This window comes from Pseudoalteromonas sp. A22 (genome assembly GCF_018141345.1).
In the GTDB taxonomy this organism is placed as follows: Bacteria; Pseudomonadota; Gammaproteobacteria; order Enterobacterales; family Alteromonadaceae; genus Pseudoalteromonas; species Pseudoalteromonas maricaloris.
Genome location: NZ_CP047238.1, coordinates 629,680 through 646,524 on the forward strand (window position 1 = coordinate 629,680; position 16,845 = coordinate 646,524).

The 16,845-nt window shown below is 38.4% G+C and carries 15 protein-coding genes and 1 pseudogene; 15 read left to right on the forward strand and 1 reads right to left on the reverse strand.

The window, feature by feature from the left end; all coding sequences use genetic code 11:
• Positions 1–12 precede the first annotated feature (12 nt).
• From wecA to GSF04_RS07670, 15 genes and pseudogenes are all read left to right on the forward strand, one after another.
• Positions 13–1,083, forward strand: coding sequence for a UDP-N-acetylglucosamine--undecaprenyl-phosphate N-acetylglucosaminephosphotransferase (gene wecA, locus GSF04_RS07600; protein WP_039494208.1), 1,071 nt, complete (start codon positions 13–15; stop codon positions 1,081–1,083).
• Between the two features lie 4 nt (positions 1,084–1,087).
• The gene (gene gspG, locus GSF04_RS07605; RefSeq protein WP_052258245.1) at positions 1,088–1,504 is read left to right on the forward strand and encodes a type II secretion system major pseudopilin GspG; all 417 of its coding nucleotides are present in this window, start codon (positions 1,088–1,090) and stop codon (positions 1,502–1,504) included.
• Complete coding sequence (locus GSF04_RS07610) at positions 1,501–3,141, forward strand: GspE/PulE family protein (protein ID WP_193522402.1); 1,641 nt, start codon at positions 1,501–1,503, stop codon at positions 3,139–3,141. The genes gspG and GSF04_RS07610 overlap by 4 nt, the downstream gene beginning before the upstream one ends.
• Entirely contained in the window at positions 3,141–4,337 is a 1,197-nt protein-coding gene (locus GSF04_RS07615; protein ID WP_017217148.1) for a type II secretion system F family protein, read from the forward strand. Before GSF04_RS07610 ends, GSF04_RS07615 begins: the two co-directional genes overlap by 1 nt.
• 3 nt (positions 4,338–4,340) lie before the next feature.
• Entirely contained in the window at positions 4,341–4,766 is a 426-nt protein-coding gene (locus tag GSF04_RS07620; RefSeq protein WP_017217147.1) for a prepilin-type N-terminal cleavage/methylation domain-containing protein, read from the forward strand.
• The gene (locus GSF04_RS07625; protein WP_211859170.1) at positions 4,753–5,163 is read left to right on the forward strand and encodes a prepilin-type N-terminal cleavage/methylation domain-containing protein; all 411 of its coding nucleotides are present in this window, start codon (positions 4,753–4,755) and stop codon (positions 5,161–5,163) included. The genes GSF04_RS07620 and GSF04_RS07625 overlap by 14 nt, the downstream gene beginning before the upstream one ends.
• Positions 5,150–5,839, forward strand: coding sequence for a type II secretion system protein (locus tag GSF04_RS07630; protein ID WP_211859171.1), 690 nt, complete (start codon positions 5,150–5,152; stop codon positions 5,837–5,839). Before GSF04_RS07625 ends, GSF04_RS07630 begins: the two co-directional genes overlap by 14 nt.
• A 37-nt stretch (positions 5,840–5,876) precedes the next feature.
• Positions 5,877–6,722 (forward strand): type II secretion system protein GspK, encoded by an 846-nt coding sequence (locus GSF04_RS07635; protein WP_165383822.1) that lies wholly within the window; start codon positions 5,877–5,879, stop codon positions 6,720–6,722.
• The gene (locus GSF04_RS07640) at positions 6,722–7,834 is read left to right on the forward strand and encodes a hypothetical protein (RefSeq protein ID WP_039494212.1); all 1,113 of its coding nucleotides are present in this window, start codon (positions 6,722–6,724) and stop codon (positions 7,832–7,834) included. The genes GSF04_RS07635 and GSF04_RS07640 overlap by 1 nt, the downstream gene beginning before the upstream one ends.
• On the forward strand, positions 7,831–8,400 hold the full coding sequence (locus GSF04_RS07645; protein WP_211859172.1) for a hypothetical protein: 570 nt from the start codon (positions 7,831–7,833) through the stop codon (positions 8,398–8,400). Before GSF04_RS07640 ends, GSF04_RS07645 begins: the two co-directional genes overlap by 4 nt.
• A gap of 2 nt (positions 8,401–8,402) precedes the next feature.
• Complete coding sequence (locus GSF04_RS07650) at positions 8,403–8,978, forward strand: hypothetical protein (RefSeq protein ID WP_211859173.1); 576 nt, start codon at positions 8,403–8,405, stop codon at positions 8,976–8,978.
• Positions 8,979–8,983: 5 nt separating this feature from the next.
• The gene (locus tag GSF04_RS07655; protein ID WP_039494215.1) at positions 8,984–11,047 is read left to right on the forward strand and encodes a secretin N-terminal domain-containing protein; all 2,064 of its coding nucleotides are present in this window, start codon (positions 8,984–8,986) and stop codon (positions 11,045–11,047) included.
• 435 nt (positions 11,048–11,482) lie between these two features.
• Positions 11,483–13,183 (forward strand): hypothetical protein, encoded by a 1,701-nt coding sequence (locus GSF04_RS07660; RefSeq protein WP_211859174.1) that lies wholly within the window; start codon positions 11,483–11,485, stop codon positions 13,181–13,183.
• Positions 13,184–13,774: 591 nt separating this feature from the next.
• Positions 13,775–14,155, forward strand: a pseudogene (locus GSF04_RS07665) (hypothetical protein); the annotation flags it as partial.
• Positions 14,156–14,166: 11 nt separating this feature from the next.
• A complete protein-coding gene (locus GSF04_RS07670; protein ID WP_211859175.1) occupies positions 14,167–16,038 on the forward strand; it encodes a hypothetical protein in 1,872 nt (623 codons plus the stop codon).
• A gap of 134 nt (positions 16,039–16,172) precedes the next feature.
• Here the strand turns inward: GSF04_RS07670 and GSF04_RS07675 are convergent, their stop codons facing one another.
• Entirely contained in the window at positions 16,173–16,844 is a 672-nt protein-coding gene (locus GSF04_RS07675; protein WP_039494220.1) for a sulfotransferase family 2 domain-containing protein, read from the reverse strand.
• Between the last annotated feature and the right edge of the window lies 1 nt (position 16,845).

Consider the following 16,845-nt stretch of genomic DNA (forward strand, 5'->3'; position numbering starts at 1 on the left):
AATGATGGAAGCATGTGGATCTTTATGGTCATTTTCTTTGCATTTTTAGCATCGTACTGTTCAATTTTTATGATTAAGCCTGTCGCTGAGCGTTTTGGCTTAGTTGACGTACCCTGCAGCCGAAAAAAGCATGTGGGTGCTATTCCGCTTATCGGTGGTGTATCGATTTTTGTGGCAGTGTTGGCTTCAATCATTGTGTTTTTGCCACTTGAGAAAAAGCTGATAGTTTACTTAATTTGTGCTGCTGCTATCGTCCTTCTTGGGGTAATTGATGATTATCGCCAATTAGGAGTCAAGATCCGTTTAGGTGTTCAGGCGTTAGTTGCACTCATTATGATGTGGGGCTCCGACGCGTATATTCATAACTTGGGCAATTTGTTTGGGTTTGGCTCTATTGACTTAGGGTTGTTGGGTATCCCTTTTACAGTCATTGCTGTTATTGCTGCTATAAATGCTTTTAACATGATTGATGGTATAGACGGCCTAGCTGGTGCCATGAGTATTACAACGTTTGCAGCCATTTTAATACTAATGGGGGTTAATGGTGGGCAGTTGTCGGTTTTACCGTTAATCATTATTGCAACCATAGTTCCTTATCTCGCTTTCAACCTAGGCGTATTGGGTCACCGAAATAAGAAAATATTTATGGGTGATGCGGGCTCTATGTTCATTGGGCTGAGCGTCATTTGGTTGTTAATGATAGCTACTCAATCAGAAGTAGATAACGCTTTCAGTCCAGTTACTGCGCTTTGGATAATTGCTATTCCACTGATGGATATGATGGCAATTATCATTAGGCGTGTTAAAAAAGGCCATTCTCCATTCAAAGCAGACAGAGATCATTTACATCATGTCTTCATGCGTATAGGTTTTAGCTCCAGAAAGGCCTTAATTACGATATCAATGTTGGCTGTATTTCTTGCGTCGATAGGGATTGTTGGAGAGTTGATAGGTATTCCCCATTGGTTTATGTTAGTCTTATTTATCGGTATTTTTGTTGCCTATTCTGCTTGTATTCAACACGCATGGAAGGTAGCACGGTTTTTAAGAAAGCACGTCTTTATCAAAAAAATTAAAGAGTAGTTCAATGAAAAACAATATGAAGGCAAAGAATAAACATAACGGCTTCACCATGATGGAGTTGTTAATTGTGATCGTAATTTTAGGCTTGCTAGCTTCATTAGTGGCACCAAAATTTTTCAACAAGCTTGGAAGCGCCTCTCGAGATATCGCTGCGGCACAGATGAATGCATTTGAAACTGCACTTGATACTTACCGCCTTGATATTGGTACATACCCACAAAGCTTAAACGAGCTAAGAGAGAGTGACAATCCAAGGTGGGATGGACCTTATTTACCAAAAAACATCCCTTTGGATCCATGGGGTAATAGTTATAATTATTCTCAACCAGGAAATAATGGTGAACCATATTCACTGTTTAGCTTTGGTGCTGATGGTAAAGAGGGTGGTGAAGGCGATAACCGAGATATTATTCACAAATGAGTTTATTTAGTGATTTTCTAGTCCATAACTATGAACTACAGGACTCAGATGTTCGTAGAGCTCTGACATATCAAGAAAAGTTTGGTGGAAAGCTAGAAGAGATTTTGGTGAATATGGGCATTTTAGATGACAGCCTAATTCCTGATATTTTAGCGTCATATCTAGAGCTATCTCTGTTTGATATCAATTCGGAGTTTTCAGTTTTTGTTGAATATCAATATTTCACCTATTTTGCTAGCCACAACTGGCTTGTTCTGAGAGGTGAAAATGAAACGCTTGAGTTTGTTACTTCTGATCCGTTGAATCCAGTTTTAAATAACTGGCTTGCAGAGCATGAAATCAACTGTACTATCAAAATAGCGTCGGAATCTGTAGTTAAATCAATTCTTTCTGAATACTCTACAAATAAAAGCAACGTAGATGAGGTTAGTTCGGGTTCAGAAGAACAAAGGCTAAGGGATTTAGCATCAGAAGCTCCGATTGTTAATTTGCTGAACTCCCTAATGACTCGCGCCTTGAGGGAAGGTGCATCGGATATGCATATTGAACCTTTTAGAGGGCGTTGTCGTGTTCGCTATCGGGTCGATGGTGTACTACTGGATATAGAAAAACTCCCGTCATCGATGCAGCTGCCTGTAGTTACCAGATTAAAAATCTTATCTGGGATGGATATTGCTGAAAAGCGCCGCCCGCAGGATGGTAAAATTGAGCTTAAACTTGCTGGTCAAGAAATTGATATTCGTGTTTCTGCGTTACCTGTAAACGAAGGTGAGTCGGTCGTAATGCGATTTCTTCGTAAAGAGAATGTCACTTACGATATAAATGTTTTAGGGCTATCACCAGATATAGAAACCGCTTTACGTGCAGATATTAAGAAGACTGCGGGAGTTATACTGATGACAGGCCCTACAGGGTCCGGTAAAACAACCACACTGTATACATTTCTTAATGAACTAAACAATGATGATGTAAAGATCATTACTTTGGAAGACCCTGTAGAATATCAACTGCCTGGAATCAACCAAGTACAAGTTAATAGCGATATTGGTTTTACATTTGCGTCTGGTTTACGCTCTATAGTGCGTCAAGACCCTGATGTAATAATGTTAGGTGAGATTCGAGATAAAGAAACTGCACAAATAGCGTTGCAGTCAGCGTTGACTGGGCACTTGGTATTCTCAACTGTTCACACTAACGATGCTGCGAGTGCTTATACTAGGCTATTAGACTTAGGTGTGGAAGAATTTCTTTTAAATGCAGCTTTAGTCTCTATTGTCGCCCAGCGTTTAGTAAGAAAAAATTGTTCTCATTGCTCTGAACCCGTGAATTTGGAGCAAGAAATTATAGAGAAGTACCTGCTTCATGATCTTGCAGACAAATGCAATGAAACTCTACAGCCGAAGGCCGGTGTAGGTTGTGAAAATTGTGGTTTTACAGGCTTTAAAGGCCGGCTTGCCATTATCGAATATTTACCTTGTGACGATTTTATAAGAAGTACTCCAAAAGACAGTAACTTCGTTACAGTTGCAAGACAACACAATTTAGCTTCAGGTAGAAGAACACTTGTTGAAGACGGATTATTAAAAGTTATTAAGGGACAAACAACGATTGCGGAAGTACTCAGGGTTGCGGGTTAATGAACTATATATATCGAGGCTATGATGGCAGTGGTGCAAAGCTTAAAGGGAATGTAGAGGCAGAAGACAAAACTCAAGCCATTGAATTGTTGGAAGCGCAAGATATAACCGTAATTGAATTAAAGGAAGAGCGAAAAGGGATAACTCTTTTTGGAGGCAGTAAAGTTGGCTTGTCAGAACTTGAATTTATGACATCTGAACTCAGCTTACTTTTGGCCTCTGGAGTCAAAATAGATAAGAGTTTAGAGATTATTAAAAACTCTAAATCTGAGCCTCAATTGGTCAGATTAATTGAAAAAATATTAAGCGCAATTAAGTCGGGTGAAAAGCTATCTGAAGCATTTAAAAAAAGTTCACCGATATTTGATGACCTCTATTGTAACCTTATTCAATTAGGTGAAGAGTCGGGGATGTTGAGTGCAGTCTTTAAGGACCTAGCGGACGATTTAAAGTTTAAAAAGCAGCTAAAAGATAAGATCATATCTTCACTTACGTATCCTGCAGTTATTTTTGCTGTTTGTATACTCAGTGTATTTTTTATATTTAACTTTATTATTCCTAAAATGGCAGTGATGTTTGAAGGAATGAAAGAGCTGCCTTGGTATACCTCTCTCATGTTAGATGCCAGTCAATGGATGCAAAATTATCAGTTTTATTTAATTGGTGGAGTTTTGTTATCAGCTTATGGGATAGTTAATTTCACAAAAAAAAACAATGCCTTCAAATCGTGGCTGAACTTAAAGTCTTTAAGAATCCCGGTGCTCTCCCATTTTATCTTATTGGTCGAACGTATTCGCTTTAATAGTGCTTTAACGATGATGATAAAGTCAGGGGTCGTCGTCGACAAGGCGATAGGGTTTGCACAAAAAAACTTACGTAATATCGAGTTAGCCAATCAAATAGAAGTGGCTAGAAAAAAGGTTAATGAAGGTGAAAAACTATCTTCTTCCTTAAATCAAACAGATCTCTATCCTGCATTTTTTGTTTCGTTATTGGAAGTAGGTGAAGAATCCAATAATTTAGAGCTGATCTTTAATGAAATTGCTGACCGTTCAAAAAGTGAGTTTGAATCCTGGACTCAAAAACTGACGTCTTTACTCGAGCCTATTATGATATTGATTATGGGCCTACTCGTTGGGGGAGTTGTAGTTGTGATGTTACTGAGTATGGTATCAATGAATGACATTGGGATTTAGATAATGTCTACGAGCCGTGGCTTTACTATGGTTGAATTGCTGGTCGTCTTGGTATTGATTGGGCTACTTAGTAGTTTTGTAGGTCCAATGGTAATTTCTCAGGTAGAAAAAACAGAAGCTAAAATAGAAGCTGCTCAAATCCTTAAGCTATTTGAGAATGCCAGTCAAACAGCATTTTGGCTTAATGAGAGAGTATTATTTCGCACCGAAGCAAATAACATTCTGGTTGTTAGAGAGATAAGTGGGAAACAGATTGTTAAAAAAGAGTTTAGAGTGCTTCGATTTAAAACTGGAGAAATTGAGATTGGGGCTACAGGGGATAGCAGTGCAAGAAGTTTGAATTATTACGTGAATGACCAAATGCGTACAATCGAACTTGTCTCAATGTGGCCTGAATATAAAGGACTGCCTGTAAATGCATTCAATTAAGGGTTTTACACTGATCGAAGTATTAATTGCGTCCATAATTCTTTTTTCGACCATCGCGTTAAGCACACAAGTTTTTCAAGGGGCAATTATCTCATCGGAGAAAGCTGCGGACCATATAAAAATCTCAGCGATTAAGATGCTATCGTTGGATTTCATTTCAAGTGAAATTAGGAAAGGAGAAAGAAAAGGAAGCTTTTCGAATATGGGCGTTATGGTGAGCTGGGAAGCTAATGTGATTAAGAAAGGAGCACCTCCGGCGGTATTTAATTTTGACGAAAACCAAATGCAATATTTTGAAGACAAATTTGAAGTGCTAGAAATTTCTGCCACTTTTCAGTTTGGAAGGTTAGTTGACACAATGAAATTCAAAGAGCTGTATTGGCATGAAAAGTCTTAAAGGCTACACACTTGTGGAGCTGCTAATAGCTATGGCGGTTATGTCAAGTTTGATGCTAGTAGGTAGCTTTAGCTATCAGTTTTTTGCAAACCGTTGGAATAAAGAGTTAGGCTCCTTCTCAAAAGTTGAATCACTGTCTTCTGGTCTTATTGCTTTACAATCTATTTTTAAAGGCATATCTCCCTTTGTTATCTATAATACTTCAACCTCACCTCGGACCCCTACTATCTTATTTGAAGGTAACAACGACGCTTTGTTAGGATATACAAAAAGAGGTCTGATGTATGAAGAGGAAATTTTTCGCATACTTATAGAGCCAGAAGGTGAGGGCTTTCAATTAGTTTATCAGTACAATAACTTTAATAAAATGAGGCTTTTAGAGACTACAGATACAATTGAATTTGAGAAAAGTGTTGTATTGCTGAATAACATAAAGCACGTCACCTTTCAATATTATGGTTGGAATAGCATTACCGAAAAAGTAGAATCGGGAAGTATTGGCACAACCCCCAATTTAATGGAAAAGTACTCTTCAAGTACCACTCAATTGCTGCCTTTATACATTCTTGTGAGCATAGCAACCGAGGAGGGAAGTGCCGTAATAAAGGTGGATACGGAAAAAGGGGCGCATCGACATATCTCTCCTTATATCGGGAGGCTACTGGATGAAGTCTAGAATGTGTTGTGGCATCGCATTAGTACAGGTCCTTATCATGGTAGCCATGATTTCGCTCTTCCTTTTGTACATTCAGCAAGTTAATAGCGCTAAAATCAAGCAGACTGAAAGAGTAAAGCTCAGAGCAAATGCAGAAGCTGCATTGCAATCAGCTAAAGCAGAAGTTGAGTTCCAATTGTTGACGAATTCGAAGCAGTTGGTCGATGCTCACAACAATTTTGACCAAGAAGACAACCGACGAAATTGGAATCTACATGGAAAGAAATTTCCGCTAGAGGGAAACGTGTATGCCTCTATTCAAGACCATGCTGGGTTAATTAGCATACATCACTATAGTTCATTGAGAATGACACGTGCATTAAAGGCACTAGGGATGAACGAAACTCAAGCGCTAAAGTTAATAAGCGCTCTGCGAGATTGGCAAGATGAAGACTCTTCTACCGCTGATGTCGGTATCGATGGAGTAGTAGACTATAAAATAAGAAATGGGTTGGTGAGTCAGATTAGTGAACTAAGCTGGTTTAGTTCTTTAGATGAGAAAATGCTCAAGCAGGTAACTTCGTTATTTACTACCCACTTTAATGGTGAGTTCAATCCGTTAACAGCGCCTGACAACCTTTTGAGAGCAGAGGTGGGCGAAGATTATGGTGATAATATAGTAGCTTTAAGGGATAATGGTCAGCTGACGGTTAATCAATTTCAAAATTTGACTGGGGTCGTCAGGGGGGATGGTATTCGTTTTTCTCCTTCAAACTGGTTTAGCGTTTTATTAGAATATTCTGAACAGGACATCACTATCAGAAGAAAGTATGTATTGAATGTGAGTCCATACAGTAAAAGCAAAAAACCGGTCGTGTTATTAGAAGAGTCCAGCATAAGGTAGTGATTAAGTTGTTAAGCAAAATAAAAAATCTGTGCAATAAATTGCTAAGTAAAGGAGTTTACTATTTTGATGGTGAACTAAAGGCAATTGACTTTAATAAAAAGCAGCTATGTGTTGTTGAGCAAAAAGAGATAACTCCTTTAGTGGTGATCGTGTCTAGTGACCATTACAAAACAGAGTTGAGAACGGTTCCTTTTACCACGGATGCTGACGTAAGAAGAGCATTAAAGCTTAAGCGCAACACAGGGCAATTTTGGACTGTTGGTAAAAAGCTCTCTCAAAAAACTGAGGTAAACTATTGGCGGTTCAGTGATGCAGTGCCAAAAGGTGTATTCACTGTACCTGAAGCGCTATTTTATTTGTGTGCAAATAAGCTTAGATTTCTGGAGGTAGAAGGGCATCGCAGCAGTTACTATATGAGCTTTTCAGAAGGAAGTTTTCAGGTTACGAGGAAATTTGGCCTGATTAATTCAGCCGAAAAATTTTTGCTTTCAATCGGTGAACCCCAGCATTTTTCTCAACAGTTTAAATCAGCTGACAACTCACTTTTAATAAATAGTCTTACTAATTTGGCGAGCTTTAACTCACTTAGACTTTGCTTGTCATTTTTTAACAGTCAAGCGGCTGGGATTGACAAGATAAAGCTTACAAATAGCGTTATACTACCGCTTTCTTTGGTTTTGTTTATATATTTGTCTGCATCTAGTTTATATCTAATCGGGAAAGAGCTTTATGTCACTTCTAAATACCAATCGATCGAGTCTTCTGCTTTTTCATTAATTGAAAATCAAAATAAGTTTGATGAAACCAAAACGAAGTTAGATGCAATTAACCGTCTTGTATCTCAAGATGCAAACTATCCAGCTGCACTTTATGTCATGACAAATGTATTTAACAAGGTAAAAATGTCGAACCTATTGTTTGAGTCAGGGCGGTTTGTGTTTAGAGCTGAAGCCGAAAAGGCAACAGATATATTGGCTATTGTCAAAGAGCACCCTAGCGTTCGTGATGCCAAGTTTGATTTACCTGTAGTCCAAAGTCGGGCAAATGAAAGGTTTACTATTAGTTTTACGTTAAGCAACACACATGTTATTGAAAAGGTAAATAAATGAAAGAGTTATATAAATACCGTGTTTCATTAACTATAATCGCGTGTTTGGTTATATTAAACTTCGTTGTGGTGCCAGTATTAAGTTGGCAAGAATCAAAAGGGGAAGCGCTCCTTTTGGCTCAAAAGAAGTTGAACAAGGCAAAATCAGTTATAGAAAATAAAGAACATATTAATGCAACCTCAGAGCAACTCCAAGTAGTTGCTGATGATGTTGAGCGGTTACTGTATAAAGTAGAAAATATAGAAGACTTTAAGTTAGAAGAGCAAACTAGATGGCAGTCTTTAGCTGAAAGTCAAGAGTTGCGAATTAAACGCTTTGGTTGGAAAACGCCTTTTATCGAACCAGTTTCTGGACTTGGCCGATTAGATTTAGAGCTTCAAATAGAAGGGGATGGCGATAAAATTGTTGACTATTTGCTCGATATAAAAGCTAAAGATAAGTTAGCAATTGACTCAGAGTTTAGATTATCTTTTCGGGGTCAAAGAGAACAACAGCTTGGCATTTTTAGTGTATACCTTAATCGTAAGTTTTATTTTGATCCCAATAGTGCCGGTTTTCAGGAGTAATCATGGTTCTAGCTAATATGAATACTAAAGTGGGCGGGATTTATCCAAAAATTGTTATGCTAACCATGAGTCTAACCATAATCTTTTGTGTTATAGACTTCAGTGATAAAGCCTTTTGGGCATCAAGCGAAATATCGCCTAATGAAGTCGATATTAGCGCATTGGCACGAGTTCAGTGGGGGATTTCAAACCAAACTATATCTAAGTATAAAGAAAGTTTTGATGGATATAGATATGAAGAAGTCGAATCGTCTGAACCGGTAGAAAAACAGTTTACAAAAGAAGACGAATACACCCAAAGTGGTTCGTTGACAGAAGTTTTTGTTGATAACAATGTTCTAAAGTTGAAGGCAGTTATCAGTAAAGGCGAAAGTTTTCAGGTTATTATTGAAGTGGAAAATAAGCAAACTGGTGAGTTATCTATTTCACAGGTGACAAATAATAGTGATTTGTTTAGTTTTAAAGTCAGAGTGATCAACACATTGAGTATAGAACTAACTCGAACAATTGAAAGCCGTGAACAAAAAATACAGTTAACGATGTTCCAACTTCCAACAGCTTCACAAGAGGTGCAGTAAAGCTCATGAAACAAATTAATAAGTCATTCTGCTTTAGTATGATCACGGTACTCACTCTTTCGGCATGCAAGTCCACAAATCCCAAAGATGTCGGAGTGTATAATGTTGACAAATCCTATATCGAGCAAAATATTCGTAATACTGAAGTTGAGGGGGCTGAACTTCTTGGCGAAACAAGCGTTAACAATAAAGAAAGGATAGCGGATGGTTCGCTACAATTTTTGCCAAAATATCGTACATACATCAACGAATCAAAAGTAACAGATGATGTTATCGATAGGTTTTCAAATACAGAAATGCTCTCTGTTAGTGCAGAATCGCTTAGGATAATTCACTTTTTACATTATGTTTTAGGCGATCAGCTGAAACTAAATTATGTGTTATCTGATGAGCTTAAAGATGATAATCAAACGATAACGCTTAATATTCAAGATCAAGTGAGTGAAAGAAAGTTATTTCTACTTTCACGCGAGCTGTTGGAAGAAAAAGGCTACGTGTTAAGGTTTCGAGATAATATTTTTTACGTGCATCAAAAAGAAGACAGTAATAGCACGCTTAAAGATGTAGTGTTTGGATATGGAAAGTCTGTAGATGATGTACCTCAAACCAGTAATGAAATTATTCAAATGGTGCCATTCACTTATGGTATGCAAATGGGGATGGCGAACACATTAAGGCAAATGCTCGGTATAAAAGCCTCTTCTGATGTAGAGAGAAATGCCATAAATGTATACGGAAAAAGAAACGAGATCATTAGAGCGCTTGAGCTCATAAATATGTTCGACAGGCCTAGTCTTGCTAACCGTGAAATAGGTGTATACCAATCTGTATATATGCCAACAAAGAAAATGTTAGACAGTTTGACAGAGCTGCTTAAACAAGAAGGGATCACCCTACAGACCGGGAGTTCAACGGCTGGCACCGTAACCGTGGTTAATATAGAGCAGCAGAATCGCTTGATCATGTTTGCGAATGAGCGCTCATTATTAGACAGGGTCGTGTTTTGGGCTGAAGAACTGGATAAACCGATTAATACGGCTGAAAAACAGTATTTTATTTACCAACCTAAATATTCACGTGCAGTGGATATGGGAGAAAGCCTTGAAGCGTTAATTGGTAATGGAGGGAGTTTCTCCAACTCAACTTCTGTCGCCAATGAGGCCTCTTCAAGCGCGTCACGCCCAAGTGTCACAAGCGCATCGAATAAAGACCTGAAAATGGTTATTGACGAACGCTCTAATTCCGTTATTTTTTATACAACGGGGGAAAGCTACCAGCAAATTCTACCACTAGTTAAGCGATTAGATATATTACCAAAACAGGTGATGCTTGAGATGGTAATTGCTGAAGTGTCTATGACAGATGAATTTAAACAAGGGGTGGAGTTTCTACTTAAAGGAAGCAGTAATTATAGCTTAAGCACGGAAGGTGCCTTTATGGGGGAGGGCGGCTTTGGCGGATTATCCTATGCCCTGACCGGAGATAGGGGGAAAGTCGCCGTTAATTTGTTTGAGAAGAACTCGCTTGTGAATATTTTATCCCGCCCATCTATCGTTGTAAGAGATGGTGTGCAAGCATCGATCAATGTAGGTAAAGATATTCCAATTATAGGCCAGACAACTTCAGACCCAATTAATGGAGAGCGACAAACCACATCAATTGAATACCGAAAGACAGGTCTACAGCTTGATGTAAAGCCAACGGTGAACGCGCAAGGTGTTGTACTCATGGAGATATCTCAGAAAGTCTCAAATGAATTACAGCAGACTACCTCGACAAGTGGAAATCCATCACTTTTTGACAGAACCATAAAGACAGAAGTGGTTGCTGAAAGTGGCCAAACTATTGTGCTTGGTGGAATTATCAGTGAAAACCGCTCATTAAATGACTCTGGTGTACCCATACTTAAAGATCTGCCAATTTTGGGCGAATTATTCTCCGCAGATACTAAAGATGGCGATAAGACGGAGTTGGTTATTCTCGTTACGCCACGCGTTATTCAATCTAACGACGAATGGAAAGACATAAAAGAAGCGTTTAGGACTAAGTTTGAGCAACTTTCGTTTTAGGTGTTCACTACTTGTCATAATAATGTTCTAGACTTGTCGTAGTATTTTTACGTGTAGAAATACAGAACGCTGTACACATAGGTTCGAATAGCTTCAAAATTAGGAAAATTATATATTTATTACGCTATTTTCGCTTGATAGCTGGGAGAAACTTGAGTACACTCAGTACGATTCTTGTTTTGTTAACTAACTTATAACTAACAAAGCAAATTGAAAGCAACTGAAAAATGGATAATTTAGTAAGTTGTTTATTTTGTAGTCGAAAAGTGGTGCCGATGTTGACTAATTTACAAAACAATGGTTACACTCTCGATTGCTTAATTTGTTTGGTTGTTGCTTAGGCGACGGCCTAAGTACAATAACAAGTAAATTATTTGAAATGATAGAACACTCTAAACTATTATTTCAGTTTCATGAAACTTGGAGAATGGAAATATGTTCAAAAGAACTCTACTAGCGCTAGCAGTATCTGGCGTAGCAGTATCTGCAAACGCTGCAACAATTTACACAAAAGCATCAACATCTGTTCAAGCTGACGTTGAAAAATCAATCACAGCAAACGCGAAAGGCGAAGCTGGTGAAGCACTAGGTACTGATAAAGTTTTTGGTGGTGCAAACACTGACAACTGTACAGCTTTAGCGTCAGCTTTAGGTGTTTCACTTTCTAATGACGGTAAATTTGCTGTGGCGGCTTCTGGTAAAGCTGGCGATACAGCAGCATTTGCAGCATTAAGCGGTCTTAATAAAACAGAAGTTAAAATGACTGCAGATAATGTATGTACAGCTTCTGTTAAACCAGGTCTATCTACATCAAGCGTTAAAGATGGTCTAGAATACTCTTCAGTTAAAGCGATTGAAATCAAGCCTGTTATCGTTGCTGGTATCGGTGGTTACAAAGATGAAGATACTATCACTGTAAACCTTTCTGGTGCTAAAGTTGACCTTACTAAGACAACTGCTCCTACAATCACTGTTGGTAACGATGGTCTGAGCACTGCTCCAGGTAATTTCTCTTTTGATATCCTAGATATCACAGCAGACCGTGTACGTTTTACTGTTCAAACAGTAAACGCGAAAAACGACTTTGTTAAAGGTGGTGCGGTACTACAATTAGGTGGTATTTTCCTTGACTCTAAAGGTCTTTCTTCAGACACAGCAGTAAGTGTTGATTCTTTCGCAACTAACACTTCTGGTACTGATTTCGACGTGGCTTCAGCTCGTGTTATTACTACACTTGTGAACCAATACACAGCGTCAGTTTCATCTCTTCTAGATGCAGCTATCGATGTAGGTAAAGATCGTCAAGAGTTTGCTACTGGTACTAGCGATGCACTAGTAGTTGCAATGAAGAAAAACACTGACAACCTAGAGCTTACTCCAGCTGAAGTACATTACACTATTACTGGTGACTTCTCTTGGATGCTAGATGATGACATCGATACCAATAAAGATGGTAAACTAAGCTCTGCTGAACTTGGTAAAGCTGTGAAAGTTGCTGGCTTAACAGACGACGCTGCTAAGTCTTACGCTGTAAATACAGATCTGACTAAACTAACAGTAGTTAGCACAGTAACTGGTGCAGTTGATACTTCTGCAACAATCACATTTACCGTTCCTGGTCACGATGAAGGCAAACTTGAGAATCTAATGATTCCAGTTCAAGACTTCACTGTTGCTGTTGATGTTAAAGACAACAAAGCATTCTCTACAGCTGCTGTAAACATGCCAGCACTATCTGCTACAAACGCAGGTGCGTGGACGCTTAATGGTTCTGTAGTTATCGTTCCTTACATGCCGTTTGGTCCGAACACTCAACCAATTCTACGTCACACTAACGCTGGTACTCGTACTGGTGATATCACTGTACGTTACATGGTTGAAGACGAGCACAACGCATGGCAACCACTAGCGGCTGCAGGTGTTAAAGACGCTAAACCAGGTGTAAGAAACATGCTTAACATCGTTACTGATGCACTTAAAGCTGAAGGCTATGATTCAGAAAAGTCTGGCTTCAAAGTAGCTCTAGAAATCGTTACTAACGTTCCTTCAAGAGACGTTCACGTATACGGCGGTGCTAAGGTTGATGTTGACGGTCAAGACCGTATCCACTTAGGTACTTTCAAAACTAACAACTAATATTTGATATTAGTTCTAGTTTATAAAAGGCGAGCTTAGCTCGCCTTTTTGTTATTAGAGAAAAATAAAACTAGGTCATAAATTTAAACAATTGCTTTTTGCTACAAGATACCTAGCACGGAATAATTAGTCGCGCCTGAAACCAATTTAATTTATTGAATTACTTGAAGATCTAAACAATCTTGCTACCTTTAAATTGCAGCTTTTTTGAATCACACAGCCAAAACATTGCAATTTGAGTGTAAAAATAAAACCTACCATGCAAGCACCACAAAAACACCTGTTTCAAGTCGAGTTTATTGATATCTTTTCATCGCGTTATGAACTCGCGAAACTAGTAAAACTCATTGATTGACTGCGCCTAGAGGCAGATTCAAACAGCACTATGGCGATAAAGGCGCTGGTGCCAAGCCTATCCCCGCCTACCTCGAATATCTTAAACAAATTCACAAATTGTCTGATGAAAACACGGTGGCCATGTGATGCGAAAACCCGTATTGGTAGACAGGGGGAGGTGGACTATGACGAGAGCTCTTCAAATTTGCCTTTGTTAGGAATCCTTGGCAAAGAGTTTGGTCTGAATATTGTTATCGCCAGCATAATTGTAGTCTTGATGACTTCTTGCTAAAAAGGTTTCCAACGGAAACACAAGACAATTATGCTAATGGAGATGATTTATATCGACATATTATTCCTCAAACTGAGTGTATATTTGATCACAGAGATGTCTTTAAAGTTGATTTCATCGGTCGATTTGAAATGATAAATGAAGCCTTTAAGACATTATCTCTACAACTTTTTGGTGATGATAAACTTTTACCTCATGTAAATAAGTCTCCATCTAAGAAAGTGTTAAACTTATGTAATAAGAATAAGGTAGACTATCAGAGTGCATACAGCGATAAAGGGGTTCAGTTTACTGAAAAGTTCTCTGCTCGTGATATAGAGCTGCTCTCTTATCGCTTTGAATAACAGGAAAAAAAATGAAAGATTTAGCCCAGCTAGAGTTGTTAATAGAAAAACAGAAGTATAAAAAAGCATTGCCGCTAGCAAAAAAACTAGTTAACCATGACAGTGGTTTTAGGGTTACAGAGCTGCTTGGCATGGCTCAACATGGTGTGGGGCAATATGGTTTAGCCGCCATAAATCTCATAAAAGCCGCAGAGTTAGCTGGCACATCGAGTCAAAAAGCTGTTCTGTACCGAAATGCAGGTATTTGTTATCAAAACTTAGGTGATAAGTTTCAACTGCAGGCCCTGCAAGCTTTCGAGCTATCACTTCAGTTTGATCCTGGCTTCGATAATATACAAATGCGGGTCGCAGCTGCGGAGTTAGCTTTTAGCCTAAATCAATACGATTTAGCACTCTCATTAGCTGCCAAGCTTATGGCCTATTCGGATTACGCTGCATTAGGCTTAGTTATTACGTTAAGAGCACATTTGGCTAAAGGCGATCAAACTAGCTTTGAAAAGCAAATGCTGATTATCGAAGGAGAAAGCAGCGCTTTTCCTGAACAAGAGGCGAAAAACCTATTAGTAACGCTAAAAGAGGCTGATAAACAAAGTTGGTTTATGAATATGTTGGGGTTATTTTCCAATAGATTTTCGCATCAAGATTGGTTTAAATATTTGCAAGGCTTGCAAATTCAGCAACAACTCACAGCAGAAAAGCCTGAGGAGTTGATTGTATCCGATAGCAATGAAGTTGCAGAAATCATTAGGCAGTTAGTTGAAGAAATCAAGCGTTACGGTGGAAGTGTTTCAGAGGATTTAAGATTAGTTGCCTGCCAAGGTAATTTAAGTATTAAAGCCTTTAATCAGCAACCTAAGGTACTTATTGATATTCCACTGGAATGTATGCCTTTACTAGACGATTTTGAGCTTGAAGTAAATGGAAATACACTAATCTCGACACCAAAAAAAGAGCTATTAAATCCAACAGCGGTCAAAACGATGTCACTGATGGTAGAGCTTTACAACAAAGCAGATAAAGTAACGCAATGGAAGCTATCCTCTCCTTTTTTTACCTTAAGTAAAGATAGAGCTTTATTAGAGAAGCTTTGCGATGGTAAAAAATTAAATACTAAAGTGAATAAAGATAAGCGGCTTGCCTTAGAAGAAAAGTGGGATGAGTTATTTCTATCGAGCTTTTTCGGCTCGCGAAAATTTGCGTATAAAAATGACTTTTTCAACATAGGAAAAGAGGGCTATACCTCTGGATTATTATCTATAATTGATTTCTTTAACCATAGGTGTGGGGCGTCGCCATATAAATTAAGTAACAAAGGTATATCAGTGGAGGGAACACCGGGTAATGCTGAAGCCGAGGTTTTCGTTAATTACAACCAATTTGACCCGCTTTTAACGTATTTAATTTATGGGTTTGTTGATTGCGCAAGCGACTATTTGTTTTCTATTCCTTGTCATATCTCATTAGCAGAACTCGAGTTTGAAGTATTTGGAAATACAGCAGTACTTGACGTAGAAAATCGATCAAATAGAACATCTCATTTAGCGGCATTTTTGCCTAATATTGCAGTAAAGGAGCAAAGCGTCGGCATCGATAAACTACTTATCACACCGAAGCATCCAGAATTACTAAGAGAAGCTATACAGACCGTTCTCTTAAGTGTAATGGATAAAGATAAAATCAATGACGTAATACTTGCAGACTTAGTGAAGAGTTTTGAAAAGCAGTTGCTGACGCAAAATATTAGCTATTGGCGAGAAGTTGAAGCACTGGCTGCTGAAAGTGCACTAGAGAATAGCGTTATTGATAGTGTCAACTTGCTTTGTAAGGAGTCTAAATCCATGATTCAGAGATATGCGAGTAAACATTCAATAACTTTATTCTAGGTAGTTAAATAAGCTAACGATACGTAATAACATGATGCCGATCACAATCTCTCACGATTGTAGACCTCGTAAAAACCTAACTGACGTGATTGGCATCAATGTTATTTGGTGATCGCGATGCATAAAATATGCATTTATTCAAACTGGTACTTAAACAACTCAATATCCCTTTTGTAAAAGTCAGCAACAAATTCAGTTGTTTCGTTGTCAAAGTAGGATTGATAAGAAGGCTTTACTTTCTTACCAATTAACTTTTCTAGCAGTGGGTGTCTTTTTGTTGTTTTATTTCTGTATGGCAAATCGACAACATGTCCAAAAACGCGTTGGCTGATAGTCTCAAAATCATTCATTAAGTTTTCGAATTTACCAACAGTATCTACTAAACAATCATTTCCTTCATAGAGAAAACAATGTTGTGGAACTAAGTGCCTTAAGTTCCCTATATGGTTTTGATAATCATCAGAGTCGCAGCTAGGCAGGTAATCCAGTACAAAGTGCTTAAAGCTAAACGGGTGCTGCTTGTATGTATATTCTGATACCAACCTACTCCAAGGGTTGCGCACAAAACTAAATTTATAGTAATCGTGAAATTGCTCAGGAGTTATGTAGCCAAGTTGCACATATTCGCTGGCGGTTAAATGAGCGAGTCTAGGAGGGCCTTTCTTGGGGTTACTGTTTTTTTTGAGTAAAAGTGGCGCTCTTTCTTCCCAGGTTAAGGAAAGTTCATTAAGAAATGCACTTTCAATACTCTGACCTGCAACTTTTGGTATGTGAACAAAGATGCAGCGATGTTGGTGAGATATCATG

Bases quoted from the DNA above. Each gene is read 5' to 3' on its own strand.
- wecA (WP_039494208.1), top strand. From the start codon at position 13: ATGTGGATCTTTATGGTCATTTTCTTTGCATTTTTAGCATCGTACTGT.
- gspG (WP_052258245.1), top strand. From the start codon at position 1,088: ATGAAAAACAATATGAAGGCAAAGAATAAACATAACGGCTTCACCATG.
- GSF04_RS07610 (WP_193522402.1), top strand. From the start codon at position 1,501: ATGAGTTTATTTAGTGATTTTCTAGTCCATAACTATGAACTACAGGAC.
- GSF04_RS07615 (WP_017217148.1), top strand. From the start codon at position 3,141: ATGAACTATATATATCGAGGCTATGATGGCAGTGGTGCAAAGCTTAAA.
- GSF04_RS07620 (WP_017217147.1), top strand. From the start codon at position 4,341: ATGTCTACGAGCCGTGGCTTTACTATGGTTGAATTGCTGGTCGTCTTG.
- GSF04_RS07625 (WP_211859170.1), top strand. From the start codon at position 4,753: ATGCATTCAATTAAGGGTTTTACACTGATCGAAGTATTAATTGCGTCC.
- GSF04_RS07630 (WP_211859171.1), top strand. From the start codon at position 5,150: ATGAAAAGTCTTAAAGGCTACACACTTGTGGAGCTGCTAATAGCTATG.
- GSF04_RS07635 (WP_165383822.1), top strand. From the start codon at position 5,877: ATGGTAGCCATGATTTCGCTCTTCCTTTTGTACATTCAGCAAGTTAAT.
- GSF04_RS07645 (WP_211859172.1), top strand. From the start codon at position 7,831: ATGAAAGAGTTATATAAATACCGTGTTTCATTAACTATAATCGCGTGT.
- GSF04_RS07650 (WP_211859173.1), top strand. From the start codon at position 8,403: ATGGTTCTAGCTAATATGAATACTAAAGTGGGCGGGATTTATCCAAAA.
- GSF04_RS07655 (WP_039494215.1), top strand. From the start codon at position 8,984: ATGAAACAAATTAATAAGTCATTCTGCTTTAGTATGATCACGGTACTC.
- GSF04_RS07660 (WP_211859174.1), top strand. From the start codon at position 11,483: ATGTTCAAAAGAACTCTACTAGCGCTAGCAGTATCTGGCGTAGCAGTA.
- GSF04_RS07670 (WP_211859175.1), top strand. From the start codon at position 14,167: ATGAAAGATTTAGCCCAGCTAGAGTTGTTAATAGAAAAACAGAAGTAT.
- GSF04_RS07675 (WP_039494220.1), bottom strand. From the start codon at position 16,844: ATGATATCTCACCAACATCGCTGCATCTTTGTTCACATACCAAAAGTT.